Annotated in this window: 41 protein-coding genes; all 41 read right to left on the bottom strand. The window is 58.0% G+C overall.

Going from position 1 to position 25,557, the window contains the following annotated elements:
- Positions 1–33 precede the first annotated feature (33 nt).
- Positions 34–2,889 (bottom strand): phage tail tape measure protein, encoded by a 2,856-nt coding sequence (locus BCT27_RS02260; protein WP_198597496.1) that lies wholly within the window; start codon positions 2,887–2,889, stop codon positions 34–36.
- Between the two features lie 59 nt (positions 2,890–2,948).
- The gene (locus tag BCT27_RS25360) at positions 2,949–3,101 is read right to left on the bottom strand and encodes a GpE family phage tail protein (RefSeq protein ID WP_106427224.1); all 153 of its coding nucleotides are present in this window, start codon (positions 3,099–3,101) and stop codon (positions 2,949–2,951) included.
- 2 nt (positions 3,102–3,103) lie between these two features.
- Positions 3,104–3,364 (bottom strand): phage tail assembly protein, encoded by a 261-nt coding sequence (locus tag BCT27_RS02265; RefSeq protein WP_102394908.1) that lies wholly within the window; start codon positions 3,362–3,364, stop codon positions 3,104–3,106.
- A 77-nt stretch (positions 3,365–3,441) separates the two neighbouring features.
- Positions 3,442–3,954: a phage major tail tube protein gene (locus BCT27_RS02270; RefSeq protein WP_102394909.1), complete on the bottom strand. Its 513-nt coding sequence runs from the start codon at positions 3,952–3,954 to the stop codon at positions 3,442–3,444.
- Positions 3,955–3,967: 13 nt separating this feature from the next.
- On the bottom strand, positions 3,968–5,104 hold the full coding sequence (locus BCT27_RS02275) for a phage tail sheath C-terminal domain-containing protein (RefSeq protein WP_102394910.1): 1,137 nt from the start codon (positions 5,102–5,104) through the stop codon (positions 3,968–3,970).
- A 107-nt stretch (positions 5,105–5,211) separates the two neighbouring features.
- The gene (locus tag BCT27_RS02280; RefSeq protein ID WP_102394955.1) at positions 5,212–5,469 is read right to left on the bottom strand and encodes a phage tail assembly chaperone; all 258 of its coding nucleotides are present in this window, start codon (positions 5,467–5,469) and stop codon (positions 5,212–5,214) included.
- Between the two features lie 58 nt (positions 5,470–5,527).
- Positions 5,528–6,244, bottom strand: coding sequence for a hypothetical protein (locus BCT27_RS02285; RefSeq protein WP_102394911.1), 717 nt, complete (start codon positions 6,242–6,244; stop codon positions 5,528–5,530).
- Positions 6,245–6,258: 14 nt separating this feature from the next.
- Positions 6,259–6,924, bottom strand: a complete 666-nt coding sequence (locus BCT27_RS02290; protein ID WP_102394912.1) for a hypothetical protein — start codon at positions 6,922–6,924, stop codon at positions 6,259–6,261.
- The gene (locus tag BCT27_RS02295; protein ID WP_102394913.1) at positions 6,925–7,236 is read right to left on the bottom strand and encodes a hypothetical protein; all 312 of its coding nucleotides are present in this window, start codon (positions 7,234–7,236) and stop codon (positions 6,925–6,927) included.
- On the bottom strand, positions 7,229–7,591 hold the full coding sequence (locus BCT27_RS02300) for a hypothetical protein (protein ID WP_102394914.1): 363 nt from the start codon (positions 7,589–7,591) through the stop codon (positions 7,229–7,231). The genes BCT27_RS02295 and BCT27_RS02300 overlap by 8 nt, the downstream gene beginning before the upstream one ends.
- A 9-nt stretch (positions 7,592–7,600) precedes the next feature.
- Positions 7,601–8,125: a phage tail-collar fiber domain-containing protein gene (locus tag BCT27_RS02305; RefSeq protein WP_102394915.1), complete on the bottom strand. Its 525-nt coding sequence runs from the start codon at positions 8,123–8,125 to the stop codon at positions 7,601–7,603.
- Entirely contained in the window at positions 8,122–8,865 is a 744-nt protein-coding gene (locus BCT27_RS02310; protein ID WP_102394916.1) for a phage tail protein I, read from the bottom strand. Before BCT27_RS02310 ends, BCT27_RS02305 begins: the two co-directional genes overlap by 4 nt.
- Positions 8,862–9,701, bottom strand: coding sequence for a baseplate assembly protein (locus BCT27_RS02315; protein WP_102394917.1), 840 nt, complete (start codon positions 9,699–9,701; stop codon positions 8,862–8,864). Before BCT27_RS02315 ends, BCT27_RS02310 begins: the two co-directional genes overlap by 4 nt.
- On the bottom strand, positions 9,694–10,041 hold the full coding sequence (locus tag BCT27_RS02320) for a GPW/gp25 family protein (protein ID WP_102394918.1): 348 nt from the start codon (positions 10,039–10,041) through the stop codon (positions 9,694–9,696). The genes BCT27_RS02315 and BCT27_RS02320 overlap by 8 nt, the downstream gene beginning before the upstream one ends.
- 5 nt (positions 10,042–10,046) lie before the next feature.
- A complete protein-coding gene (locus BCT27_RS02325) occupies positions 10,047–10,241 on the bottom strand; it encodes a hypothetical protein (protein ID WP_102394919.1) in 195 nt (64 codons plus the stop codon).
- A gap of 11 nt (positions 10,242–10,252) precedes the next feature.
- Positions 10,253–10,855: a phage baseplate assembly protein V gene (locus BCT27_RS02330; protein WP_102394920.1), complete on the bottom strand. Its 603-nt coding sequence runs from the start codon at positions 10,853–10,855 to the stop codon at positions 10,253–10,255.
- Positions 10,852–11,379 (bottom strand): hypothetical protein, encoded by a 528-nt coding sequence (locus BCT27_RS02335; RefSeq protein ID WP_102394921.1) that lies wholly within the window; start codon positions 11,377–11,379, stop codon positions 10,852–10,854. The genes BCT27_RS02330 and BCT27_RS02335 overlap by 4 nt, the downstream gene beginning before the upstream one ends.
- Before the next feature lie 8 nt (positions 11,380–11,387).
- On the bottom strand, positions 11,388–12,008 hold the full coding sequence (locus tag BCT27_RS02340; protein WP_102394922.1) for a hypothetical protein: 621 nt from the start codon (positions 12,006–12,008) through the stop codon (positions 11,388–11,390).
- Complete coding sequence (locus BCT27_RS02345; RefSeq protein ID WP_102394923.1) at positions 11,989–12,366, bottom strand: head-tail joining protein; 378 nt, start codon at positions 12,364–12,366, stop codon at positions 11,989–11,991. The genes BCT27_RS02340 and BCT27_RS02345 overlap by 20 nt, the downstream gene beginning before the upstream one ends.
- Positions 12,366–13,385, bottom strand: a complete 1,020-nt coding sequence (locus BCT27_RS02350) for a major capsid protein (RefSeq protein WP_102394924.1) — start codon at positions 13,383–13,385, stop codon at positions 12,366–12,368. Before BCT27_RS02350 ends, BCT27_RS02345 begins: the two co-directional genes overlap by 1 nt.
- 42 nt (positions 13,386–13,427) lie before the next feature.
- Complete coding sequence (locus tag BCT27_RS02355; protein WP_102394925.1) at positions 13,428–13,784, bottom strand: head decoration protein; 357 nt, start codon at positions 13,782–13,784, stop codon at positions 13,428–13,430.
- A gap of 42 nt (positions 13,785–13,826) precedes the next feature.
- The gene (locus tag BCT27_RS02360) at positions 13,827–15,164 is read right to left on the bottom strand and encodes a S49 family peptidase (RefSeq protein ID WP_102394926.1); all 1,338 of its coding nucleotides are present in this window, start codon (positions 15,162–15,164) and stop codon (positions 13,827–13,829) included.
- Entirely contained in the window at positions 15,154–16,641 is a 1,488-nt protein-coding gene (locus tag BCT27_RS02365) for a phage portal protein (RefSeq protein ID WP_102394927.1), read from the bottom strand. The genes BCT27_RS02360 and BCT27_RS02365 overlap by 11 nt, the downstream gene beginning before the upstream one ends.
- A complete protein-coding gene (locus BCT27_RS02370; RefSeq protein ID WP_102394928.1) occupies positions 16,641–16,856 on the bottom strand; it encodes a phage head-tail joining protein in 216 nt (71 codons plus the stop codon). The genes BCT27_RS02365 and BCT27_RS02370 overlap by 1 nt, the downstream gene beginning before the upstream one ends.
- Positions 16,857–16,865: 9 nt before the next feature.
- Positions 16,866–18,929 carry a phage terminase large subunit family protein gene (locus BCT27_RS02375; protein ID WP_157939226.1) on the bottom strand — a complete coding sequence of 688 codons (2,064 nt, stop codon included), beginning with the start codon at positions 18,927–18,929 and terminating at the stop codon, positions 16,866–16,868.
- On the bottom strand, positions 18,919–19,422 hold the full coding sequence (locus BCT27_RS02380; RefSeq protein ID WP_102394930.1) for a DUF1441 family protein: 504 nt from the start codon (positions 19,420–19,422) through the stop codon (positions 18,919–18,921). The genes BCT27_RS02375 and BCT27_RS02380 overlap by 11 nt, the downstream gene beginning before the upstream one ends.
- Before the next feature lie 69 nt (positions 19,423–19,491).
- Positions 19,492–19,788 (bottom strand): Rz1-like lysis system protein LysC, encoded by a 297-nt coding sequence (gene lysC, locus BCT27_RS26035; RefSeq protein ID WP_422386134.1) that lies wholly within the window; start codon positions 19,786–19,788, stop codon positions 19,492–19,494.
- The gene (locus tag BCT27_RS02385) at positions 19,697–20,077 is read right to left on the bottom strand and encodes a hypothetical protein (RefSeq protein WP_102394931.1); all 381 of its coding nucleotides are present in this window, start codon (positions 20,075–20,077) and stop codon (positions 19,697–19,699) included. The genes lysC and BCT27_RS02385 overlap by 92 nt, the downstream gene beginning before the upstream one ends.
- A 9-nt stretch (positions 20,078–20,086) precedes the next feature.
- The gene (locus BCT27_RS02390) at positions 20,087–20,668 is read right to left on the bottom strand and encodes a lysozyme (protein ID WP_102394932.1); all 582 of its coding nucleotides are present in this window, start codon (positions 20,666–20,668) and stop codon (positions 20,087–20,089) included.
- Complete coding sequence (locus tag BCT27_RS02395; RefSeq protein ID WP_102394933.1) at positions 20,665–20,961, bottom strand: hypothetical protein; 297 nt, start codon at positions 20,959–20,961, stop codon at positions 20,665–20,667. The genes BCT27_RS02390 and BCT27_RS02395 overlap by 4 nt, the downstream gene beginning before the upstream one ends.
- A 210-nt stretch (positions 20,962–21,171) precedes the next feature.
- A complete protein-coding gene (locus BCT27_RS02400; RefSeq protein WP_102394934.1) occupies positions 21,172–21,462 on the bottom strand; it encodes a hypothetical protein in 291 nt (96 codons plus the stop codon).
- Positions 21,459–21,848: a hypothetical protein gene (locus BCT27_RS02405; RefSeq protein WP_102394935.1), complete on the bottom strand. Its 390-nt coding sequence runs from the start codon at positions 21,846–21,848 to the stop codon at positions 21,459–21,461. The genes BCT27_RS02400 and BCT27_RS02405 overlap by 4 nt, the downstream gene beginning before the upstream one ends.
- Positions 21,838–22,056, bottom strand: a complete 219-nt coding sequence (locus tag BCT27_RS02410) for a DUF7940 domain-containing protein (protein WP_102394936.1) — start codon at positions 22,054–22,056, stop codon at positions 21,838–21,840. The genes BCT27_RS02405 and BCT27_RS02410 overlap by 11 nt, the downstream gene beginning before the upstream one ends.
- Before the next feature lie 347 nt (positions 22,057–22,403).
- Positions 22,404–22,586, bottom strand: a complete 183-nt coding sequence (locus tag BCT27_RS02415) for a hypothetical protein (protein ID WP_102394937.1) — start codon at positions 22,584–22,586, stop codon at positions 22,404–22,406.
- Positions 22,587–22,625: 39 nt separating this feature from the next.
- Positions 22,626–23,870: a tyrosine-type recombinase/integrase gene (locus tag BCT27_RS02420; RefSeq protein ID WP_102394938.1), complete on the bottom strand. Its 1,245-nt coding sequence runs from the start codon at positions 23,868–23,870 to the stop codon at positions 22,626–22,628.
- Positions 23,871–23,888: 18 nt separating this feature from the next.
- Positions 23,889–24,047, bottom strand: coding sequence for a PA3496 family putative envelope integrity protein (locus BCT27_RS25455; protein ID WP_157939228.1), 159 nt, complete (start codon positions 24,045–24,047; stop codon positions 23,889–23,891).
- Positions 24,040–24,420: a hypothetical protein gene (locus tag BCT27_RS02425; RefSeq protein WP_102394939.1), complete on the bottom strand. Its 381-nt coding sequence runs from the start codon at positions 24,418–24,420 to the stop codon at positions 24,040–24,042. The genes BCT27_RS25455 and BCT27_RS02425 overlap by 8 nt, the downstream gene beginning before the upstream one ends.
- 8 nt (positions 24,421–24,428) lie before the next feature.
- Positions 24,429–24,635 carry a hypothetical protein gene (locus BCT27_RS02430; protein WP_102394940.1) on the bottom strand — a complete coding sequence of 69 codons (207 nt, stop codon included), beginning with the start codon at positions 24,633–24,635 and terminating at the stop codon, positions 24,429–24,431.
- On the bottom strand, positions 24,632–24,874 hold the full coding sequence (locus tag BCT27_RS02435; RefSeq protein WP_133153363.1) for a hypothetical protein: 243 nt from the start codon (positions 24,872–24,874) through the stop codon (positions 24,632–24,634). The genes BCT27_RS02430 and BCT27_RS02435 overlap by 4 nt, the downstream gene beginning before the upstream one ends.
- Positions 24,871–25,299, bottom strand: coding sequence for a hypothetical protein (locus tag BCT27_RS02440; RefSeq protein ID WP_102394942.1), 429 nt, complete (start codon positions 25,297–25,299; stop codon positions 24,871–24,873). The genes BCT27_RS02435 and BCT27_RS02440 overlap by 4 nt, the downstream gene beginning before the upstream one ends.
- Complete coding sequence (locus tag BCT27_RS02445) at positions 25,296–25,541, bottom strand: helix-turn-helix domain-containing protein (protein WP_102394943.1); 246 nt, start codon at positions 25,539–25,541, stop codon at positions 25,296–25,298. The genes BCT27_RS02440 and BCT27_RS02445 overlap by 4 nt, the downstream gene beginning before the upstream one ends.
- Positions 25,542–25,557 lie beyond the last annotated feature (16 nt).

The following is a 25,557-nucleotide window of genomic DNA, read 5'->3' on the forward strand; positions in this document are numbered from 1 at the left end:
GGCCGCCGGGGCGGCCCCTCCTTGATTGAATGATTAATCGTATAAACGGCCGCGGTGTTTGCTGGCCGCTTGGCGGTCGCGGGCCTCAAGTTGGCGACGCACTTCAAGCGCGATCGCTTCCGGGTCCATGCCAGGGGCGGCATGAATGACAATGTCACCGTAGGAGGCCGACGGGGCCGCGGGCGTGGTCTGGGCGGCGGGCACTTGGCCCGCGCCGGTCACCTTGACCGCGCTCACCTGGCCGCCGGCCTCCGTGGACACGGCCGCCGGATTGACCGCGGCGGGCAACTGCTCGCCCATGTGTTTGACCTTGGCGGCGACTTCCACATCGCCCCCACCAAACACCGCATTCCAGGCCGCGCCCAGGGCGTTTTTAATGGCGGCTATCGGGGCGAGTACCGTCGATGAAAGCCACTCCATCGCCGCGCCGAACGTGCCCTTAATGCCGTCCCACAGGCCGCCAAAAAAGCCGGTTAACGGCTCCCAGGCTTGCACCAACAGCCCGATCGGGGTCCAGGCAAGCAATGACTTAATGAACGCCCAGCCGTCCGAAAACGCGGCGGTGACACGCGACCACACGCCGCTAAAAAAGGCCCCGAGCGGTTCCCAATATTTCACCACCAGGGCGACCACACCGACCAACGCCACCACGGCGGCGATCACCAGCCCGATCGGGTTGGCCATCATGGCCGCATTGAGCGCCCATTGTGCGCCGGTCATCACGGCCGAACTGGCCGCCAGCGCCTTTTGGGTGCCAGTCATCAACACCAGGGCCGACACCGCGGCCAGGGTGCGCATTTTTGAGGCCACCATCAGCGCGCCGGCACGCAGCGTGGCCCCGTTGGCCAAGGTGGTGGCGAGGGCCTGGGCTTTTTGCGCCGTGGCCAAGGTCCAGGTGGCCGCCGCACTGGCGAGCGTTTTCACCCGGTTTACGGTCATCAGCGCCGTGCTTTTGAGTTGGGTCACGTTGAGCATGGCCAAGGCTTTTTGGCCGAACAGGACCGCGTCCGAGCAATACGCAAAGGCCAAGCGCCCGGCAATCGAGGCGGTTTTAAACGCCAACATGCCGACCACCGCAAACGCGAGCACCTGGGACAAGATCGGGAACGCTTCAATGAAGCCGCGCAGCCCGATCGCCGCGTCGCCGATCACGGTCGCCACCGCAATGGCCGCAGGGGCGAACAATTCCCCCAACGCGCCGGCCGTGGTGCTGACGCGCTGGCTCAAGATCTGGAACGATTCCGCGGTCCCTTTGCCGATGGACTCGGCCATCGCCTTGGTGGTGTCCATGCCGCCTTGCAGGTTCTTATCCATCGCCGAGATGTTGCTGTTTAGGGCGTCAATTTCCGGGTAAAGCAACTGAATGAGGCCGACCGCCTCGTCCGTGCCAAAGGCTTTTTTCAGATCTTGCGCTTCGACCGCATCAATGGTTTCGCCGTACTTGTCGCGAAGCTGGCTCAAAATCGCCGGCATCGATAACAGCTGATCGTTGGTGTCGGTAAACGACAAGCCGAGCTTTTCACCCGCGCCGGCCGCCGCGCCGAGAAAGGCCCGGTATTTGGTGGCCGCCTCGCCGCCGCCCATCGTGGCTTGGAGTTGGCCAAGAATAGAAAGCTGCTCAGAAAACGGCACATTGGCCGAGGTGGCGGTCGCGCCCAGGTTCGAGATCGCCGCGCTCATTTGCGCGCCGTCGGTTTTAAATTGGCGCACGCTGTTCGCAATGCCCGAGGAAAAATACTCGCCGAATTTGATGTCGCGCTCTTGCTCTGACAGCGATTCCCAGCCGTCCACCGTGGCGGTGGCAAACTGGCCAAACTGTTTACGGTAAATGCCGTAACCGGTGGCAAACAGCGAGGTCATTTCCGCCGTGCTCGATTTGGTGCCGGTCGCCGTCAAGGCCGCGATTTTGGTAAATTCGCCGACCGCCACATCCGACAGCGAGGCGATGCCGGATTTGATGTCATACGACGCCTTGATGAAATTCGAGGTCGTGGTCCCGGCCCATTCGTCGGAAAACGCTTTCGCTTTTTGGGTGATGGCTTCAATGCCCGCGGCATCGATACCGAGCGATCCAATTTCCCCCTGGGCGCTGCCAATCTCGCCGGCCGCGTCCACCAATTGCTTGATCCCAAACACCGCCGCGCCGACGCCGACCGCGTCCGTGGTGGCGGACATTTTCATGTTGCTGTTACGCTCGGCGAGCTTTGTCATGCGCTCTTGGCGCGCGTTCACGTCATCCAGGGCTTGTTGCTGGGCTTTCAGTTGGGCGTTATAGCGGGCGGTTTCTTGGCGGATCTTACTGGTTGCGCCGGTCAGGTTTTTGGTGGACACCCCGGCGGTTTGTAACGTCGCGCGCAGCTTTTGCAATTGCGCGGTTTCGTCGGTGGTTTGGTTTTTGAGTTTTTGAACCGCCCGGCCGTTTTGGTCAAACTCGCGGGTGAGTTTTTTATAGCCAGACTCGCCAGCTTTGACTTGGCGGCCTAGCATTTTAAGTTCATTTTGCGCGGCTTTGAATTGGTGCGTCAACGCTTCGCTGGGTTCTTCCGCGAGGCGCATTTCTTGCGCCAGGCGATCCACGTTTTGTTGGGCGGCGCTGTATTCTCGGCGTAACGATTTGAGCGGCCCCTCTGACGCTTTCAGCGCTTGTGATAACTCGCCGGTTTTCTTTTGCGCCTCGGCCAAGGCCGCGCCGGTGTGTTGGGTTTCGGTTTTGAGCTTGCGAAAATGCTCGATGTCTTTTGACATGCCGCCGAGCTTGCTCAACTGATCCGAGGTGGCTTTGATTTGCTCCCCGGCTTTACTGGTTTGCGTCGTCACTTTTTGGATCGGGGTGGTCAGCTTATCCACCATCCCCATGACCAGGTTCAGGCGCATATTGGTGTCGCTCATTGTGGCCCCCACATACGAAAAAAACGCCCAGCCCCCACACAATCGGTAGGCGCTGGGCGTCAGGTTGTTTCATTGGCTTTTTCGTGGCGTTTTATCGCGATACGGTGCCAATGCATCAATTCAGACAGCGACATCGCCGCCGTGGTTAACGCGTCCCAGCCGGTGAACACGAGAAAGAGATCGGCCTCGACTTCCATCACGTCCGGCGGCACGGTTATTCCATGAAAAAACTCGCCACCTCATTGGCCACGATGGCCAAGTCTTTGGGGCCGAGTTGGTCGAATTCGTTCGCCGTCACGGTCGAGATGCGCGGGACCAGGGTGCGCAAGGCGGTGACGTCCATGCGCAGCACAGAAAACAGCTCCAGGCCGCGCAATGCGCCGGTGTTCGGCTCGCGCAGTTCAATCGCGGTGATTTGTGTGTCGCCACGGGTCAGGGGTTTAAACAGGGTCACGTTTTTGGTGGTTTGGGTCATGGGTTTTACTCACAAAAACGCCCCGGCAATGGCCGAGGCGGACAAGACAAACCGCCCGAGTGAGGGCGGCGGGCGGGTTACTGTGCGAGGGCTTCGCGGATCGCTTGGTTGCGGTCTTTGCCGTTCACGCGGAAAATGTTGTTTGGCTTGTCGATAAACACGACCTCTTTGCCGTCAATTTCCAAGCCGTACACGTCCACGGCGATGGCGAATTTCAGCGTGGCTTCTTCTTCGCCTTTGAAATCGCCGCCGTGCTCGTAGCTTTTCCAAAAGCCTTGCATGCGAATGATCACGCTTTTGATTTGGCCGTCGGCATCCACCGCGCCGCGGATGACGAATTGCTCGTCACGGCTCGCGCGGTCGCCGACCAGGTCGATCACTTTCGGGTCGAATGCCGAGATCGTGACCTCAGATTCGAGTTTTTCCAATTTGCCGAGATCGCGTTCAATGTCGCCCGCGTAACCGGCGAGCACCATGTCAGTGGTTTTCACCACCACTTTCGGCAAGGTCACGGTGTTACACAAACCGGCGAAACTTTCGTCTTTAAAAAACGCGTTGATGTCGTTAATGATGCTGGGTAAACGTGCCACATGGCCCCCTTAATTAGCTGAAAATGGCTTCGTTGTAACGGTCGGTGACGTGTTGGCGGAACGTCAAACGCTCGGCCACGTCGTAGAAACCGAGGTCATAATCCCAATACACTTGGGCGGTGCCGATGGCGGCGACGTTCAGCTCTTTGTCGAGCCAGCACTCCCCGCCCGCGATCACTTCGCGGGATTTTAGGCGGCGCAACAGGCTGTTAACGCGGCCTTTGACGCCGTCCACATAGGCTTTGGTGACGTTGCGGTCCACCATTTCTTGGTGGGCGTACAAAATCGAGTCGCCGACGATGTAGCGAATGCGCTGGTGCGGCAACATGGTCCCGTTGGCGAGGCGGTTGCCGTACAAGAACCAGCCCCCTTTTTGGTTCACAATCACCGCCACGTTTTGGGCGTTGTACAAGTTGGCTTTACTGGTCAGTGAGCCGATGGCGTGGTCGATAGGCTCCGAGGTGCCGACAATGCCGTAAATTTTGCGACTCGACGGCGAGTGCCAATAGCCCTCTTCGTTATCCACGCGCACGATATGGCCGGCAATGGTGGCCGAGGCTTTGCGGGTGATCTCTTCCCCTTCGGCGTTAATGAGCTTAATGCCGCCATTGACAAAGAATGCCTGGTCAAAGTTTTTCACCTCATTGACCACGTCAGAAAAGCCGTTTTCGCTGCCGTCGATGATGGCGATCGCGTTGAGCTTTTTGGCGACGGCTTCCATTTCCGCGCCCACGCCGAGTTTGTGCGAAAACTCCGGGGCAATGATCAAGCGTGGGCGCACGCCGAGGCGGCTTTCTGCAAATAACAGCGCTTTTAAGCCGCCGTAACTGTTCGTTTCGTGGTCCAACTGCCCGATCACGTTGCCAATGGTGACGCCCTCTTCGGCGTCTTCGGCCACACGCACCACCACGAGCACCGCGCCGGTTTGGCGGTAGATGTCTTCGAGGGTGTGCTTTAGCGTGCCCGTGGTGCCAGCCAGGGCGATTTGTTTTTCGCTATTGACCAGGGCGGGGGTGTTTAGGGGAAACGTGGCGGCGTCGGCGTCGTCGGCCGTCGCCACCACCCCGATGACCGAGGCGGCCAACACCTCAATCGGGCGGCCCATGTTTTCGAGAAAATACTGTTCAACGCCGTGTAAATAATCGGCCATGTTGCTCACTCCATAAAAAAAGCCCCAGCGAAGGCCGGGGCGTTGGGGGAAATTGGGGCACAAAAAAACCGCATTAAGCGGCGTTCGTGCTTTCTTACTTTCGTGCTTTAAAGCGTTGGCTTAGTCGGCCACACGACATCATCAGGGTTAGTGTAGGTTTGCGGAATATCGCGCAAGGCTTGGCGATACGCTAAAAACTCGGCTTTCTTTTCATTAGACAAAGGGCAATCAGGAACCTGCGTCCAGTCCGTTTTACTGATTAAAAGATCTCTGCGAGTGCGAATGATATTCCAGTTAAAGTTGGATACCACCCCCTTTCTTTCCTCAAGACTAATACCAGTAGAAGCCAATGCATCAACGGTCATTTCCCAACCTTGATACTTAGTACCATTATGCTCAAAATCGCCTTTCATTAACGTCCCCTTATGGTTCCAATGTGAAGCCAGAATCTAATGAGGTTGCAAATTTGAATAGCTCAAATTGACCACCACGGTTTTTATATAAAGCTGGCGTAACGGCTTGACCTGTTTTATCCAGCCCTGAAATACCTTTGAAATATGTAAATGAGCAATCCATTTTCCCGCCATCGGCGGCTATAAAATATTCCACACCACATGTCACTTCGACTTCTGACGATGCCGTTTCATGCGCACCAAACCGAATTACACCAAATGTTCCAATACACATACAGTTCCCAGCCCACCACTCAGCGCCTGTATCTTGTATGTCAATCTTTCCATAACGGAAATCCACGCGAAAGTTAGAGCCGCTGACAGCGCCATTTCTCATGGTCATAGTATTACCATTCAGGTTCACGATAATACTTTTTTCACCAGCGCCCAAAATAGACGTAACTGTGATGTCCGACAAAACATCAATAGAACCATATCCAGCGGTAGCAATAACATTGAATGCATGTTGCAATGTTTTAAACGGGCTACTTTGCGTGCCTTGGTTGCTATCACTACCACTCATAGCATTAACATAAACACGCTTCGACATTTCTTCTCGAATTTTTTCCGGCACTGCTGTCGTTGCTTCATCGACCTTTTGGTCAATTTCAGCAATCTTACCATTCACCGCCCCAGTCAAATTATTCGAGGCTTGCACCAAATTAGCGACTTGTTGTTCTAAGCTCATCGCGTTTGTTTTCCTTATTGTGTGAGCGTGCCGTTAATGGCGGCCGCGCCGTTATTAAAACTGTCTGCCAAACGCTGGAACGCGGTGCCGATTTGCTCTTCCAAGCTGTTTTGGCCCGCCGCGGTGGCGTAATGGTCCGAGGCTTTCCCCCCCAACAGCGCCGCATTGGCGGCGGTGCCCTCTTTGGTGACAAAGCTGGCGTCGATTTGCGCGACGGTGTACACCTCGGCGCGGTTGGCTTTTTTGGCCAATTCCGTGGTCATGCTGGCCGCGAAATTGGGATCGTTGCCGAGCGCCTCGGCAATTTCGACCAAGGTATCCAGCGCCCCCGGTGCGGCACCAATCACCGCCTGGATGCGGTCATCGATTTGCGCGGGGGTGAGCGTGTCCACCTTGTTGGCTTTGTCGGCCAGGCTCGGCACGGTCACCACCAGGGTGACATTATCACTGCCATCAAAACCCACCGAGCCGGTCGCCTGGCCGCCTAAACTTATCGTGCGCGACGTGCGCAGCGTCGAGGCCGTGGCCGCATTGGCCCCGAGGGTGGTCGCTGGGTCGTTGAGCTGGGTTTGGGTGTAAATCTCGGCCCGGTCCGCTTTGCTGCGCAACTTGCCGTTAATCACCCCCATCAGCCCATTGACCGCGGCGATCATGTTATTGATTTGCGTTGCTAGGCTCATTTAATCCCCTTGGGCGGCGATGCTGCCGGCGTGAAACACAAAGGCGGCATCCATTTTTTCAATCAGGGCGGCCAAATCCTCGGTGGCTTGGTCCGCCACGGCGGCGGCCAACTTGGCGGCGCGCTCGGCCGCTTCGGCGCGGCTGAGCACTTCCTCGGCCACGGTGCCGACCGGGCCTTGAACGCCCGCCCGGACCACGGTCAACCGCGGCCGGACCTGGCGATCAATGACGGTTTGCCGGGTGCCCTGTTTGAGCCGGACCACCTGGCGCACCACCTTGACCTGGGTCACGCGGTTGGTGGCATCAATCATTGAATTTGCCCTCAACAATGGCGACAAAGCCCATCATCAGCGAGTAGACATCCCCCGAGGGGAACGTGACGCGCAATTCGTAGCCCACATCGCCCAGCATGGCCCCGCGTAATCCCGCCGTTTTTGACGGCGGCAGATTGACCACCACTTCGCCGGTGTCACCGTTGAGGGTGATGCCGGCGCCCGTGCTGGCCGTGACCAGGGTTTCGCCGGTGTTTTCATCGCGCATCACAAAGCGGGCGGTGCAACCAGTGATGATCACCGGCTCAAACGCGCCGGCGTCGTTTTGCTGCTCCCACACGCTACTGAATGCGAGGGTGGTGCCGGTAACCAGGGTTAAATCACTGTCCGCCATGCGGCCCCCTTAGCGCTTTTCGAGGTCGTTCACGCGAAATAACAGCTCGACATGGCGGGCCATGTTGCCCACGTTCGCCGCCGCCACCGTGGCCAGTTGTTCCCCCCAAGCCGCCAGGGACAAATTGGCCCCGGTGCCGGTGACATTGACGGAATTAGCCGGCAAGGCGGCCAGGACCAAATCCAAGGCCAGCAACAGCGGCACCTCGGCGGACTTGTAGGCGAGCGGGTTGGTGTCAGACCACACGGCGAGCATGGTGCCGTCGGCCAGCATAAAGCCGATTTCACGGACCCAAAACTCGGTCTCCCCGTCGGCTAAACCGGTGAGGTGGATTTGATGGTCGTCAATGCGCGCGCCGTCTGCGACCGGGATGCGCATTCGCTCTTTGGTTAGCCCCACCTCGTTTTTGCTCGGGGTGCGGCCATGCTCACCCAAGGCAATGTGGGTAATTTCGGCCGAAAGGCCGGTATTTTGGCCGTTAAACACGGCGGCCAAACCGCGCGTTGTGATCACGGGGATCAGTGGATTGCTCACACAATAGCCTCCATTTGTCGGTAAACCACGACAGCCCCTTGCACCCGCGCCCCGATCACCATGGTGGTGGGTCTTGGGCGGGCATCAATGGCCGCCTGGGCGCGTCGTTGGGTGAGGTTGGTGCCGCTTACAGTCATCGCCACGCCGACATTGGCGCGGCTGTCTAACGGTTCTTGCACGCTCGGCGCGCTGCGCCGGGCAATGGCCGCCAGGCCCGTGATGGCCGTGGCCGCCCCGATGGCGTTCGGCCCAAACTTCGCCCCCACTTTAAAGCTGTAATGGCTTCGGGTGTTTTTGGCGTTGTTGATGGCCTGGCGCAATTGGTCATACAAGGCTTGATTTAAGTAGCCCGGCTGATCGGTGATGTACTCATTCGCCCAGGCGGTGACGTCAAAGGTGCCCCGCGGGGCGGCGGGGGTGGCTTCGAACCACTCCACCAAATCCACGGTGACGCCCAAGTCTTTTAACGCCTGGTCTACGGCGGCGCGGGTGCCTTTACGGCGATGCACCGACAGCGACGAGGCCACCACGCGACGTTTGACCACCTCGGGCCACTCGGTGCGCCACATGTCCACCGATAACGCCCAGGCCAAAAAGGGCAGCACGTCAAGCGGACAGCGCCACGGGTCCCACAAGGTGGCGATCGGGATGTCGATGTCTTCAATGCGCGCGAGGGCGATTTCAAGATCGCGCTCAAGCTCGGACACCGATGCCGGCAACAGCGAGTATTTATCCGTCATACCAGCCCCCCGATCGACACCGTCACGCCGGTGCAATAGGGCGCTTGTTGCTTGGTGGCGATCACATCTTCCCAGGCGGTGAGGCGCACCTCTTCGACCCCTTCCAGGGTCAAGGCGGCGTGAGCGCCCGACTCGACCACGCGCCCCGCGAGTTTGTGCTGGGCGACGAGGTAGGCCAACAGCCTGGCCTCGGCGGCCTGGCGCACCAACTCGGGATCGGGGCCGGCTTTAAGGTAAATCGCCGCGGTGACGCGATACGGCAACACCGTCGCGCCCACCACGCTCACCTGGTCCGTCATAGGGCGAAACGGCTTGATGTAGGCCGTGACCGCATCGAGCACGCTTTGCGGCGGCTCACCGGTGCCGCTATGGCTTAAAATCGACAGCACCACCTCGACCGGGGCGGGGCTGTCCACCGCGACGCCTTTCACGTCGGGGTGTGCGCTTCGGGCGTGGTACTCATACGCCCCATCCGGCCCGGCCACGGATAACCCCTCGGGGGATTTTTGCAACCGGGTGCGGTACGCGTCGTTTTCTTCCCCAGGCAAGCGCAGCACCGGCGCGCCGTCGGGGTGTTGGTAATAGGTTGCGCCGATGTGGTCCAGCTCTGGCCCCGTGGCGTATGCCAGGGTCAGGCCGAGCGCTTGCTCGTTGGCATCTTGGCGTAACAAAACCTCGCGGTAGGTGTTGGCCAAGGTGACACGAAACGCCGGATCGGACGGGCTGGCATTTTCTAAGCCCGCCCGCGCGACCACGTCGGCGATGATGGCTTCGTGATCAACTTGCTTCACCACGTCAAGCGGTGGCAACAAGGCTAAATTAATGCCCTCACTCATACATAAGCCCGTCCATTGTTATCGATTCCCCTTCGGTCGAGGTGCCGCTAATCGTGATCCCAAAATGCGCCGGGCCTACTCGCTCGACCACCATTTCAGAGAGGCGGAAATCCTCCAGGCCGTTGGCCGGGTTGTTTATCGCGTCAGATAAACGGATATACGCGTCCATGTGAAAGCGGGGGGCCACGTTGCGATCGACCAGTTCATAAAACCGGGACCCAAATTCGCGGCGACCGACCAGCGACCCAAGCGGGGTATTGATGACGTCATAAAGTCGCTGGCGCAAATACGGGACGCCGCCGATCGCGGCCCCGGTGTCGCGGTTGGTGCCTGTTTTCATGGCCTTTACTCGATGTTGTGCGCGCCGGCGCTCGATCCGCCCTTCACGATGGCTTTGCCGTTGGCTTGGATTTCATCCACCACCGCATTGGCCAGCGCTTCGGCAAACTTTGGCATCCAGGAATGCCCGCCCATGGTTGCGCCCAGCGCTTCAAACTCGCTAAGAATGCGCCCTTTGAGCGCGTCTTTATCCAATGCCATGACCGGCCCTTTTATTTACCGGCAATCACTTGCGACGAAATGTCGCCGTGTGGTTTGCCTGTGAAATGACACACACATTCCCCCGTGACCACCCCGGCCCCGCCGTTCAGTTTTATCTGGCTGCCGTTGGCGATGATCTCGCCCCCGGCGTTCACGGTGGCTTGGCCGTTGCATTTCACGTGAATGTTTTGGTGTGTGGTGATATTGACGTCGCCCACGTTCACCACGTCGAGTTTGTGGGTGCCGCGGTGATGGCTCACTTTTGACCCGTCGCCGAATTGAATCAAAAACTCGTCGGGGTCTTGGCTGGGCGCGGGGAATTCCCCGTGATAACTGCCGGGCAATATTTCCCCGAGGGAGACATCGCCATCGCTGATCACCGTGACGCCTTCGCCAATCTCAGGACACCACCACACAATGGCCTTGCCCGTGCGTGACGGTTTCCAATGAAGCCACCCGGTTAACTGCTGCTGACCGCGCGGCCCGTAGGCCACGCGGGCAACATGTTTCACGGGGTCCACGGCGTGTATTTTGCCGCGGATCACCATTTGCGCGAGGCGGCGTTCCAGCTCTTCCAGGCGTTGATAAATGGCGGTCAGTTGGGGGTCACTCATGGGCTGATTTTCTCGTAGTTGTCGATGTGCGCCGCGCCGATGTTTGGGGCCTCGCCGAGATACACCTCGGCGGGTAACCAGTCATCACCCAGATCCACGTCACCGAGGTGGAAATCCTGCTCCCAGGACACGACCCAGCTTTCAAACCCGAGCTTTTCACTAAACATGCCCGGAAACGCGCTCAACTGCCGCGGCTGCTCGGCGTTGTCCAAGCCCCAGCGGTTTAAGTCCACCACTTGCAACACCCGCGCGGCCACGTTGCGCACTTCCATTTGCACGTTGGCCGTTTTCAGGCTCAAGATGCAATGCGCGCAAAATTCCACATTCAGCGCCAGGCGGCCGCCGGATCGTTTCTCGCCCGGTTTCACGGCCACCACTTCGAGCAATATCGAGGGGGTTTGTATGGCCGTGTGGCCGGTGAGCATTTCCGGGGCGTAATCTGACACTTGAAAACTTTGCGGCATCGCGGCCGCAAACACGGCCGTTTGCGCGGCATGTATCCGCGTAAAATCATCATCACGCATACGCGCCCTCACTTGGCTTTTTCATGGTTAACCGCGAAATTCAATTCTTGTTCAATCAAGGTGTTGAACCGGTCAATGGCGCGCCGATTAAGCCGGCGGAATATTTCGGCGGCGACGGTTTCAATTTCGACGCCCAGGCGTTGAACCGGAAACCGCCCCGCGTATTCGGGGGCGAGTTTCTGGCCGCTTGGCTTGCGCGGTTTTTGGGTGAGCGTGGTGTAACCCTGGTTGCGGCGGGCACGTATCCACACATTCGGATCGGCGTTGTAAACCGCCCGATAAAACGCGCCCTCAAATTGACGTTTGCCCACGGTGACGCCCTTGCGGGATTGTCGGGCCTTGCCGGCGTTTTCTGCCGCCAGGGGCCGCGCCCCTAACCACAAAATATGCACCTGATCCGAGCCTTTGCCCGCGGTGCGTACTAATAGGCGTTTTTTCAACACCTTTTGCGGCACCCCGAGTTGCTGGCCCAGTTCTTTGGCCACGCGTCCCGATAGCCAGCGAATGGTTTTTTTCATGGCCCGCTCGCTGGCCTTGGTCAATTGCGCCGGGGTGGCTTGAATGCGCGCGGTGATGTCCCTTAATGCGCGCGCAAAATTCACCTCAACGTTAACGCCATTTTCCGCCATCGGCCTGTTCATCCTCGAAATTGCTGTCTGGGACGGCATCCGCGAGCACGATAACCATGCAGCCCGCGCCGTCGTCAAACGATTGGGACGGCACCGGGTAAAACTCGCTGTTATCGATAAACACGCGAATGTCTTGGTGCAACGCGGGGCAATCTTCCGACACCACGGTCAGCGTGGGCACGCCCGCTTTTAACGTGAGTTGCCCGCGCTTGCCTTTGGTGACGACGTCCTTTTCGGGGCGATTGAACACCCCGACCAGGGGCACCGTGACCCCGTTTTGTGTCACCAGTTTGACCGGGCGACCGAGGCGCTTCACGATCCGCTTGGCAGCCCGCTCGAACGGGTCACGGCGCGCCATTATTGCGCCGGCGTGATGGTTTTCGGTGTGAACTTAATGCGACGCACCGACAGTGGGCTGGTGCATAGGTTCAACGGGTTAGACTGGCCTTCTAGATCCACGCCTTTGTTGAACTTCTTCGGCTCAGATTTGACGTAGTACGGCAAGCCTTTGGTGTTGACCGTTTCGCTGTAGTTCGCGGGCGCAAAGCGGGTCAGGAATAAACCTGGCTTGCCTTCCGGCACCATCACCGCGCCGTATTTCTCCGGCATCGGGTCTTTGTCGCCGAATTTCTCGTCGTATTCTTCCCAGAATGCACCCTGCCAGGACACACCGCGGCGCACATCTTCGCGTAGCGCTTCGCCGTTGTTGTAGCGATTGAACGCCTTTTCGAAACTTTCATCGCCGAGCATTTGGTCAAAAAAGGCCGGGCGGCACAATACACGGAATGCGCGCGCTTTCGGGCCTTTGATCTGCTTTTCTGAGGCGCGTTTTACGTCCAACAGTTGAACGGGCAACGGCTTGTTAAAGTCGATGTGGTTTTCGCCGTCGGTCTCTTTGATGTCAAACGCCTTAAACAAATCCAGCACCACCACGCCTTTTTTGTTGTAGACCTTGCCGAAAATCGCACCAAAGCGAAAATACTCGATCGTGATGTCGATGCTTTGACGAACAATCTCGGCTTTTTCGTCAATCACAGCCTGTAACGATTCGAGTTCGTCTTCTTCGCCAAAGGCGCGGGTGTTTTGAATTTCATCGGCCATGATGCTCGCTGGCACCGGCAAATGTAGCGCTTTGAACGTCACGGTCTTTCGGTCTGGATCATCAAGCGGCTCACCGTCTGCACCGCGTTCAACGTCCTGCACCAGTTGAATTTGACCGTCTTTGTATTCGATTTCGATCGAGGTGGTGCTAATGCCTTTTTCTTCGAACAATTTCAATTCAGCAAGGCGGGTACGAGGGACGGTCACGTTGTTGATGGCCGCCGTCAGTTCACGCAGGGAAAACTTTTCAGATTCTAGGGCTTGTTGCAATTCCATAGGGATGGCTCTCTTTGAAAAATCAGGGGAAACGCCCCGCGCTTAGCGCAGGACGATATTTTTTACTGCCAACGCCGCGATGGCGGCTTCTTTTTGCACTGAGGTGATGGCCGGCGGCCAGGTCAGCTTGGCGTCATACAAGGCGCACACGCGGGCATGGGCGACGGCCGGGGTTTCGTCAGCGGTGTCAATGTGGCCATACAGGACCGCCGCGGCGGTGCCCGCTTCGGGTGCATCGACGGTGATGTCCAATTGCGTAAAAGTGCCATCGTCATTTTGACCAAGCACGGTGCCCGAGGCATACGGGCCACCCACTACGACAATGCTATCGCGTGACACGGCATCCACTTCGCCCGCCACGTGAGCACCAATGCGCGCGCGCATGTGTGTAATCGTCATGTTCTTTCCTTACTGTGATAGGAGGATAAACACGCCCGCCGTTTAACGGTTGGCGTAAATGTCTTTGCTATTGAGGGAGGTGGTTTTCTTTTCGGTGTCCGTCACCACGCGGGTTTGGTCGCTGGACTCATCGCTCGCGGCTTTGGCTTCGTGAATGGCTTTGCCCACCATGGCGACCGGGTTGTCGATGCTCGCCAGTACGGTGTCAAGGCTGCCCGACAGGCCCGCGGCCGCCAGGGTGTCTTTTAACTCGCCCGCCATTTTGATGGTGGTGTCCGCGTGGGCTTTGGTGACGCCCTCTTTGAGCAAGGACGCCGACAACGCCGGCAAGCCCGCCACGGCGCACGCTTGCACCAGGTCGGCCGCATGGGCGAGGGCCATGTCAGGGGTCGGCGCAAGGGCGGCGATCGCGTCGGGGCGCTGTTCGGTGATGGCGGCAACCAGGTCGCTCGCGCTCATCACGTCCGCGCCGGGCAGCGACAGCACCACCGGGACGGTGTTATCACTGGCGTTTGTCTGGGTATTTGGGTCCATAGTGGCTTTTTTTCCTGTTTTAAGTTCGGCGATCACGCCCTCTAGGCTCCCGAGACGGTGAGCCATGCCTTTATCAACCGCGGCTTGACCAATCAAGATCCCGCCGCCGCCGAATTCATTAATCACGGTGTCACGGCTGACGGCCATGTTTCGGGCCACGCGCTGGACGAACACTTCGGCCAAGTTGTCGAGGTGGTCTTGATACGCGGCGCGCCCGGTTTCTGTGCCAGGGTCTTGGCGCTTGTTCGGGGATTGGCTGGACACGATTTCGATGGTTTCGAATTCGTCATCCTCGCGCGGCTTGCGGCGGCGCATTTCGAGCACGGTGCCGATGCTGCCCGCGCTGCCCGTGGCATCGATGACAATCTCGTCGCAGGCGCTCGCAATCCAATATGCCGCGGAACACGCCATGCCGCCCACGTAGGCGATCACGCGCTTTTTGCCGCGGGCTTGGTAAATCATTTCGGCCAGTTCGTGAATGCCTTTTGCTTCCCCGCCGGGGGAATCGACATCGAGCACGATGGCTTTAATGGCCGGGTCATTCAGGGCCGCGGTGAAGTCGGTCGCCAACAATTGGGTGGTGGTGCCGCCGCAAATGTTGGTAAACAAACTGGCGTAACGGCTAATCACGCCGTTGACGTGGATCAGGGCGACGCCGCCCTCGCGTTTTTCCATGCCGCGGGTGAGCGCTTTGCCGGCTTTCCCCGCCAGTGACTCGGGGGCGAAATCGTCCAAGGTGAGCGTGGCCGCGTCACGGTTGGCGATGTCGCTCATCAGTGACAGCAACGCCTGATCCAGCGCCCAGGGCTGAGACATCAAATAATTCAGGGCGAACTTATGTTTCATCGGTTATCGCTCCGGGGTTGTCTTGAGGGGTGAACAAGCCGCCGAGCTTGCTCGGGGTCGTCACCTTTTCTTCGGCGCAAATGTCTTCCCACTGTTTGAGCAGGCGCGCATTTATACGCATGTTGTTCTCGATGTCGGTGCCGTATTCGGCCGCCTCGCGCTCGGCGTTCGAGATGTGCGACGACACCGCCTTGTTACGCGCGTTAATGTCTTGCTCTGGGTGCAAGTGCTTAAAGGCGTCGGGGCGAATGTCGAGGGCAAAATATTTCCAGCGGTCATTGGCGAACCCTGGGGCGTCGAGCTTGCCGACCAAGATCGCCGCTTCAATCACCCAGCGCCAAATCCCCTGGACCACTTGAAAGCCGGATAAGTTGGTCTGATCAAACCCAATCGCGCGGCGGTACTCGTTGAGCATGGCGCGCACCAGGCGATCGTTTAACCCTTCCCAATCACCCGTGAGCAACGGATACGGGATCTCTTGCCCGGCGGACATCAACAGCCATTGCGCCCGGACAAAATCTTTGTACCCCGCGCCGGTGTCGTCACCGTCGAACAATTGCAATTTTTCACCGGGCAACATGCGCAACATGGTGCCGGCGCGCACCGTCTCGGACGTGTCATGCGCGGTTGAATCCGCAAACTTTGCTTTGCCCGTGTGCGGGTCAAATTCCCAATCATCCTCGCCGAAACTTTCGCGGTATAACGCGCCCGTGAACGCGGAGCGGTCTTTTTTGCGCACCAGTTCGGCGTCGTCATATTCGTGATAGGTGCGATCTTTCAATAGCACCGCGGCGGTTTCTGGCTCGGCGCGAACCTGGCCGGGGCGGCTGGGTTTGTAATGGTGGATCACGTCTCGCGCGGGCACGCGTTCGAGCTGGTTTAAGCTCGCGACGTCGATGCCGTCGTCCGGGTGCGCTTTGTAAAACCACACCGCGACCTTTTTCTTTCCATCAAACTCGATGCCTTGAATGATGCGGCGCGTCGGACTTAAACGGCGGTTTAAGTCGTGCGGGCACATGTCGGCCTCTAACAGTTCGACCTGGACCGGCACTTCGAGACCGGCATCAATGCGGCGATGCACACGGCGGATAAACACCTCGCCGGACATGCGGCGCGATAACACGGCCAAATGCAGCAAGCCGCCGAAATTCAAATCGCCCCAGGGGTCGAGTTCATTGGCAACAATTTTCCACAGTCCATTGCTGGCCTGGCGAAAGGTGTCATCGATGCAGGTACTTAACAGGGTGAACCCTTTGCCGACCTCGTTGGTGGTGTTCTTGTTCAGGCCCGAGCGCATGAGCAGCGAATTTCGATACCCCGCACGGGTGCGGTTTCGCAAGGGTTTCGCGGCGCTGGCCAGGGCGCGGTTCGGTCCGACCGAGGGCGCGGTCCAGCCTTCCCCGCGTGGGGCGCGTGTTGCCCCCTCGTAGGGTTGCGAGGCCAGCGGTTGACCGTTTAGGCCGACAATGACGCCCATCAGCGAATCCCCCTATCCAATCGGGTAGTAATGCCCGCCAGTGGGTTGGCTTTCACGCCCGCTTGACGCGCCAAGGCGCGGACCACCATGCGGCGGGCCTGGCGCAAATCGGCCATCGAGCGGTAGGTGATTTCGCGGCCGTCAATTTTCACCGTCAGCTCTGCGCCGACGATCGCCTCGTCGAGTTGAACGAGGTCTTCGGTTGTAAATGCCATAACCACCTTTTACACACTGGATGCGCGGCGGCGGCGCGTGGGTAACGTCACCGTGTCACCGTCGCCGGTTAGTAATTCCGAGCTTTCATTGATAGGCACGGCCCAGGCGGGCGGCGCGCTCCAATCAATGCGATCGGCTTTTCGTTTGTAAATGCACGCCCAGTTGTAGACGAACAAATCAAGCGTTTCGTTGCGCTTAGATACTTGGTCCCACCTGCCGTTGGCGAGCCTTTCTTCGGCGAGCAATTCGTCGAAAAACGTTTCGGGTAACCACTTCGGAAAATGGACATAACGGCGGCCAGGCTCGGGACGTTCTAGGGCGTTGGCCACGGTGTCTTTGATTCGATCCGTGTTGAGTAAGTACAACGGCACATCGCCATAGGCGCGCGCTTTGCGGTCGCTTCGCTTGGTGTTGTCCGGGAAACTTTCCAGCATGACAGGTCCAGTGCCGCGGCCCTTTATCAACATGAAACGCCGGGTTAACCCCTCGCCTTTGAGCTTTCGATAAAACTCATAGGCGTTGTCTGACACGCCATCCTCGCCGCCCGAGTCGCACGCGGTGAGCATGACGGGCATCCGCCGGCCGGTGTCGTCGTCGAGGGCGTAAGATTTGTTAATGACACGCTCAACCAACAGATCCCAATCTTCGATATACGCCGCCGGATTGACCCGGACGAACGTGTCCGGGTTATCCGGATCGACGCGCTTGGATTTTTCAATCTTGTAGCGGTCGATCACCTGGCATTCCAATTCAGAACCCCAGGCCAGCACCATGACGTCAAAGCGGGCCGTTTTTGCCCCGGCTTGAACGTCAACGGCGGCGGTGAGGAACCGCGCCCACGGCGGCACCACGCGCACACCTAGTTCGGTGCGGCGCTGCATCATGTCATGGGCGTTTTGGTTCCCTTTACGCGGCGGCGTAAATGGTTTTCCTTGGTCCGTGTTGACCGTGGTTTGTAAATCGTTGAGGCTGCCGGTTTTCTCATACGCGGCAAGCGCCGACAGGTATTTATAAACAAGCTCGTTCCAGGTCTGAAACGCGGCGGTCGGGCCTTTTTGCCAGAAACTCGCAATGCGGGTGTCTCGGCGTTGGCCTGTTACCACGCCGTTTTGGTCCACGGCGCACCCTTGCGGGACCCAAAGTCCGGCGGTGTTGAGCGTCATTTTTAACGACAAGCCGCCCGGCATTCGCTGGCCTTCACTGTGCAAGCTGCCGCAATGGGGGCACCCGATAAACACCTCTTTCGCGGCTTTGCCCGGATCGGTGATGTCTCGGTCCCATTGCAACAGCGGGAAATCAGGCTCGAACCATTCGCCACACTCGGGACACTGCCAATAAAACAAGCGGCGGTCGCCTTGGTTGTACAGCGACAAAATGCCCTCGGTCGGCGGCGCTTCGTGCGGCGAGCTGACGCGGTACATCGGATCGGTAATGTGAAAACCGGGCGAGCCTTCGGCGAGTGTCATGCCCGAGGACATGAACGTTTGTGTCCGTTTGGACGCCAACAAAAACGCCGAGCCTTCGCCGTCCACGTTGAGCGGAATGCGATCGTAATCGGTGATCGCAACGTTCTTCCAATCTGACGAGGCGAAAATGTTTTTCGAGGGCCAGCCAATTTTTAAAAAGTTGCCGGCTTTAAAGACTTTGTCATGAACGTTGTTGTCATGCGCCCGCGGCGATAGGGCCGCCAAGATTTCCGGGCTGGCGTTAAACTCACGCGCCAGGCGCTTTTGTGAGAACTCGCGGGCTTTGTCCTGGCTAATTTGCACCAGAAGAAAATCGCCGGGGTTGTTGACGATGGTGTCACACACCCAGCCATCAATGAGGCTAACGGTTTTCGACGTTCGCGCCGGGCCGACAAATATCACGGCACTGTAAAGGCGCGATTTCAAACAATCTTGTGGCTCGTGAATGTACGGGACCAGGTCACCGTCCCACGGGACCATTGAACCGCCTTGTTCAACGTACAACAACCGGCGCGCGCTTTGCGACACTGGCTCACGGTTCGGCGGTTTGATCAGGTTGGCCACGTCGCGGCGAACCTTCGCGGGCGAGGCGTAGCTAACGTGCATCGGCATCGACCTCTAACACTTTGTTGTATATCCAGGCGCGATTTTCATCGGCCCATTTTTCAACGTGTTCTAGCACTTCGGGCGGCACTTTATAGCGACGCTCTAAGTTATCCGGCAGCGACTCGAACGCACTGACCAAATATTTCAGCGTGGCGGCCAAGTCGAGGCGGTATTCGCTATCGGGGATTAACTCGCCGATCTCGGTTTGAAATTTCAGGCGCTCGCGCTCGGATTGAAAGAAATCCTTTCGATCTTTTGGGGCCATTTTGTTGGGGTCGTAATCGTCTTCGCTTTTGTTGCCCACTTCGGCAGAAAACAAAGCCGGCCCCACATCGGCCATCGCATACACATCGACCCCGGACTTTTTCCCTGCGGGCTTGACCAGCGCTTCTTTCAAACGCTTGCGCACCGTGTCGCGGTGCAATTCGAACATGTGGGCGATTTGTGAAATATTGCGGGTGCGCGCGTCGTCGAGGTTGCTGATCGTTCCCACTTTCCCCCCTTGAACGTAGCGCGACCCGAGCCGTTTGGGCGTCGTTCAAGTGATAGTGAGAGTGATCCCCTATTGGCTCGGGTCGTTTTCGGTTGGCGATGGCGGCGTATTGCGCCAGGCGCGAATGTATTTAAACCGTTTGTCGCAGGCGGTTATCACCGCAATCAATGCCGCGTTATCCGCGGCCAAGTCGGCCCAGGTGTTCCCCGTAAATGGCGGGACCACACAATCCACCGTGTACGCGGCGGGCGGGGTGCGATAAATGACAGCGGTTTTAACTGGCGGTGGCGGTGGTTCGCTCACGGCGCAAGCGGATAAGGTCATCAGGCAAAGGCAAGCCACCACAATCTGATTGTTTCGCCGCATCTTCAAAATCCTTTTGACTCTTGGCGCGGGCGCGGTTGGCTTGCTCTAAATCAAGCACCAACGCCGCCACGCGGGTTTGTTCGTGTTCATAACTGCGCGACATGGCGACCAGTTCGCGCCGTTCGGCGGCCAAGTCTTCGCGCAATTGCGTGTTGCTTTGCTCTAGCTGGCCAAGTGCGCCGAGGGCGGCGTCGCGCTCGTCGGTCACGGCATCGAGCCGCCACAGCAAAACAGCCCCAGCGGCGAACACGGTCGCCGCCAGAATGGCTTTTAATTTATTGATGATCATGCCGTCGCCTTATGGGGTGAGACAGATGGACTTTTCAACGTTTCGGCGCGAGACCAGGCCGGGCAATTTCACCCCGCCGCCGTACACCCAGCGGGTGAGCTGTTCGCAGGCTTGCGCGTATTGCCCTGTTCGCACGAAATAGCCGATGCGGGTTTCGCTGCCGTCGCGGTTATGGCGAAAACGGGTGCAACCGGTGTTGAAAATAAAACTGGTGAACGCGTCAACCTGCCCTTGCGTTAGCGCGGGCGCGCCTTGCCAGGCAAACAGGCATTGCTCAGCGGACTGAATGTTTTTCACCCAGTCTTTCGCGATTTGCTCATCGCTGACCAACGCGTCTATCACGCCGTGGGTGTTGCCTACCCCGTTCGTGACCAGCCCCGAGGGGCAACGGTACGGATCACGGCGACACCCTTCGGCGTTGCCAACAACATCGAGCGCCCGCGGCGAAATCGCCAAGGTGCCCGCCGGTTGGCCATCAACCAGCACGGCCCCGATTGGGGCGGTGTAAGCCGGTTGCGTCGAGGTGACGCCGCCGGTGATCAGGGCCGCGACCGCGGCAACAGAACAAAGAACACGTTTAATCCCATTCATTCGGCGGCCGCCTTTTTCTTGCGATAGGGGCGCTCGTCAAAATATTTCCAAATGTCGAACACGAGCCGAACGATCACGGCAGTGATACCCAAAATGGATAACGTTGACCCAACGGTCACGCCAGGGATGATGTAATAGTGCAGAATATCGGTAGCTTGTTGCGCGGCTTGGGGTGCATGTTGGACCGTGGCGACAGAATCCGAGCTGTAAACGTAAACGCCACCGCCGCCACCGTATGCAATAAGCCGCCCTTTCCATTCGGTGAAACGATCAAGGACTGTATTCATAGGCATAAAAAAAGCCCTCCGTTTGACGGGAGGGCTAACGCTGCTTGCTTGCTGAGAGGGTTGGCTTTGTCCGTCCGTTGGACGCAATAAAACCACGTTATGAAAAACGATACGGCAATAGCTCACCAAAAACAACGTTTTGTTGTTAAAAAAACTTTTCGTTGTTGACCTTTATCACACTTAACCCCATGTTGGCGGATTTCATGGCGTGACATGTCACGCTTGCGGGGTGATGTCCGCGCGTGACGTCACGGTCGTGGTCATGCCCAGCGCCGCCCCCAGGGCGCGCGAGAATCGGCGCACCGCCTCACCAAACCGGCGAAAAGGGCGCAGCCTTTGCGCTTCCAAACGCGCGAGGCGTCTTTCTCGCATAGCCATGACGCGAAGGTCTACCGCCTCGGCGCGGCCCTTATCACTCAATGCTTCGGACCAAGAAAACACCACGGCCAGGCGTAAACGTCGGGTGCCTTTCTTGTGCGCGATTTTTCGTTTGTGGCTTAATTTCATAACATCAATTCCTTGTGTTGCCAGGTTCGCCAACATTCGCCATCGCCGCGAAACGTGTCACCGCACCCGGCGGGCAAGGGGGATTTACATTTCCCACAACAGCCCAGGGCGGCCACTTGCGCTTGGTAGCGTTCGGCGTCTTGCTGGATAAGTTCGGCGATATATTCTTCGCGGGTGTAAGGCTCCCCCGCCACCGCGCGTTTTTGGCGCATGTCGTCCAGGCGCTCACGATCGGCATGGGTGAATGTCAGCGTGACATTTTCCGCGCCGAACTGGTTCGCCTTGGCGTTGGCCGCGGCTTTCTCGCGGGCGCGTTGGTTTGCTTTACGGCGACGATCATCGGCACGGCGTTTTTCTTTCTTTTCTTGCTCGGTGTTACTGGTCATTGCCGGCAAGCGCCTCGACAGGGATTTGAGCCAACACGCGCAGCAGCGCGACCCCGCCCGCAAGGGCCGCATTCACCACCGCATACACGGTCACACTCATGACGTCTTGCAGCGCAGGCAGCGCCGCCAATAGTACGTTAACCAGGGCCAACAATAGCGCACACTGTACGCTCCATAATTTATACGCCTGCTTCCAATCACTAATCATCACTTTCCCTTCTCCTTATTCACCCCACAGGTGATTAAGCTTACCCAAACAAGGCCGGCCCCACGGCCGCCATGTCATACAAATCAATGCGGCGATCGCCGCGCTTCGCCGGGGCCACACCTGCCGATCGCAGACGCTTTCGCACCGTGTCGCGACTCAAGGCGAACATGGTCGCGATTTGACTGATATTTAAGTAACGCATCGACATCACACTCAATTAAAAAGGATCATTTCGGCAGTGGTCAGCCCTTGCCCCGTCTAGGATTCGCCAGGGATCTGGCGAGAGTGCTGCCGACGCATAGAAAATCCGAAAATTTCCCAAATACCGCGGGCCTCGCACCCGTGGTTTACTTTTTCGGCCCCAGGGTCCCCAGCGTTTTGGCGACGCGCTGCCAAATCACGGCACACACTGACGCCTCCAAGCCACTGATAATTAAATTAAATTGCTCATCACTTACAGCTTTCTCACCCGCTGCGATCGCCTCGAACTCTTTAGCGAATCGGCGGAAACTTTCCAATTCTCTTGCCATGTTGTTTATTCCCCTGTGATAAATGGTCGCTTTGCTGGCTCATGCCGCGCGGGCGCTTGTGTTGTTGTGTTCAATAGATCGCGACGATCTCGTCTCTGTCTCGGCGCGTAAACGTTCAAAGCCGCGGGTGTCTAACCAGGTGTGATATGTCGTCAGTGCGTTGAGCATGGGCACGTCATAAAGTGCCTGGTCGTAGGCTTTGCGGGTGCGGTCCATGGCGTGGTTGAGAATGCGCTCACTCACCGCGTCATTGATGCTTAATGCCTCGGTGCAAATGGTCTTTAAGGCTTTGCGGCAATCGTGGGCGGACCATTGGCTTACACTCACTTTTTGAATGAGTTTTCTTGCGCTTGAATAACTTAATGGCTTGGCGTGACCATGCCCTGGGAACACAAACACGCCGCGATAACCTTTGCGCTTTTGGGTGTCTCGGTAGGCGGTTAAAAAGGCCGTCATGGCCACGGTTAACGGCAGTTTGTGCCATTCGCTGGTTTTGGTGTCGGCCATCGGCAACCGCCAGTAACCATCCACCAAATCAATGTTTGACCATTTCGCCGCCAGGGTTTCGGTGATGCGGGTGCCATGACCGAGCAACATCACGACCAAGCATTGCGTGACGCGGTCACAATCTAAGAGGCCGTTAAACACCGTTTCGATGTCCGTGGCCAACAATCGCCCGTCTTTCTCTTTGAGTGGCACGGCGATAAAGTCAGTAAACACCACGCCCGCCAAGGGGTTGACGTCAAGGCGGCCGACCTTGTCAGCTTGTTTAAAGGCTTGCTTTAGGACAGATAACACGGCTTTGACCGTGGCGAGTGAATGCGTTTCTTGCAGTGGCCAGATCAGCATGTCATCGAGGGCTTGACGGGTTAATCCCTTGAGCGGTAGCGCGCCCAGGCGGGGCAATAAGTGACACTTGATCGCGCTTTGTATTGAGGCTTTTCGCTCTCTTGAGCGGTGAGCGTCTTTGCTGATCCGGGTGGTGTACCAGCCCAGCACGTCGGCCACGGTGTCGAACGTTTCGCGCAACGAGACCGATTTGTTAATCGCCAGGGCGGCGAGCTTTTCCGGCAGGACCTTTTTCACGGCTTTCACCGTTAATAACGGCCAATGCCCGAGGAAATACCACACGTCAGATCGCACCACGAACCACGACCCCGACACGCGCGATTGATGGAAACGAAAGCGCAACGCTTTATAACCTGGGTCGCGCAAGGTGATCGCGGCCCCGGTTTGTTGCGCTTTAATGTTGGCCTCTGAAAAGGCAATCACGGTTGTTTTCATTGTCGGCGTTGTCTGGGTCTACAGTTCAAGCTCGGCACGCATACGGCGCTGCTCGTGAATGTCTTCAATGCGGCGGCGAGTCTCGGCGGCCTTGGGGTTGGTCACTTTTGACGCGCGCGGGGTTTCGCCTCGGTAGCCATGATTGAATGGATGACTCGGATCGGAGGTTTTAAGCATGTCGTTTTACTCGCTTCTCGGTTAATTGCTGGATAATGGTTTCGCGCGCTTTCTTTAAGCGGCGTTTATAGGTGGGCAAGCTGATCCCGGTGCGGTGGGCGCGCTTGAGCTGGGTGTCGTCTTGCACATGAAAGCCAAGCGCACCACACTCAATACGAAACACGGTCGCGGCTGCTGTATCTTCTGCCGCCAAACGTAACACCGCTGCCTCGACTTCGGCTTCGATGCAATCTAAAACAGGGCCGCCACCGCCGCCGCCAAACACACCTTGATTCTCGATCAGCTTGCCCAATATGGACTGGCCCGCCGGCACCAATGACCCGGAATGCACCCACCGTGCCCACTGGTCAAAAATGTCATCCCAGCTCGCCATGATTTCCCTTACTTCACATCAACGATATACAGCGGCTTTCCTTCGCCATTCTTGTGGCGAGTCGCGCGCGACATTTCCGCCCGTTTGTTCTTCACACACCAAAACACATGTGTCCTATTGCTACCGGCGCGGATTGGAGTCACGCCATACAGCGCTTTTAACTGCGCCTCCGCATCACTTTCGCTCGTGACACACAACTGGTTTGATTTACTCATGATTTTTTCTCGTGATTTGATTGATTAAGCCAATCGTTAAATAATCGCACCAGGGCGTGATAATTAGCGGCGGCGCGGGCGTTGGTGTTCAATTCGCCGCGGGATTTCACGCCACACACGTGGCGAATAATGCCGGCGGCCTGGTTTTCTGTTTCAATCGACGCGCCGACCTTATCGGCCAAAAAGGCACGGAATCGGGGCATCTTGCACAGCCTCGCCGACCCCTGAGCCAACTTCACGCGGCCCCCTGGGTGCGGCGCTGTTTGCGCGCGGCGGCGCGGCGTGTAAAGCACTCGGAATACGCCTCGACAGCGTCCAGCACATGCTCAGGGTGGACCAGGTCGGCGCTGATCATCAGATCCAACGGTCTGACCGGGACCATGGCCGACACACGGCCGCGGCGGTAGGGATGGCAGACCACCGCCCCCATATTTCGCATCGCGTCAGCCTCGGCGGGGGTGTTAATCCCCACCACCAAGGTGACATTTTCGTCGCTTCCACGGGTGCGGGCCTCGATGTTCAAGCGGCGAATGCGCGCATCCTGGCACGGTAAAAAACCCACAAAGACACGGCGAACACGCGGCGCGCCCAGCTCTCGCGTTAGGGCGAAATGCACCGCGTCGCCGGTGTCGTTACCCTCTCCCACCAATGCCATTAGAATCATGCTACTGTCCCCGCCTCGATCGCTTCTTCTCGCTCGGCGATGGCTTGTTCGTATTCAATATCAAACAACGCGAAATCAACCTTCCCTCCTGAGATTCGGCGGATCGCGTTTCGGGCTTTCGTCTTGGGTGAACGGCGCAAGTTCATCCATTCACTGACCGTTTTAGGGCTAAGATCGAGCAATCGCGCGACCCGTGATTGCCCACCAAAACCCAACGTTTTGATCCAGTCTTGAAACCTCATTAAGTTGTCCTTTCCG

The organism is Enterovibrio norvegicus, assembly GCF_002876705.1.
Lineage (GTDB): Bacteria > Pseudomonadota > Gammaproteobacteria > Enterobacterales > Vibrionaceae > Enterovibrio > Enterovibrio norvegicus_B.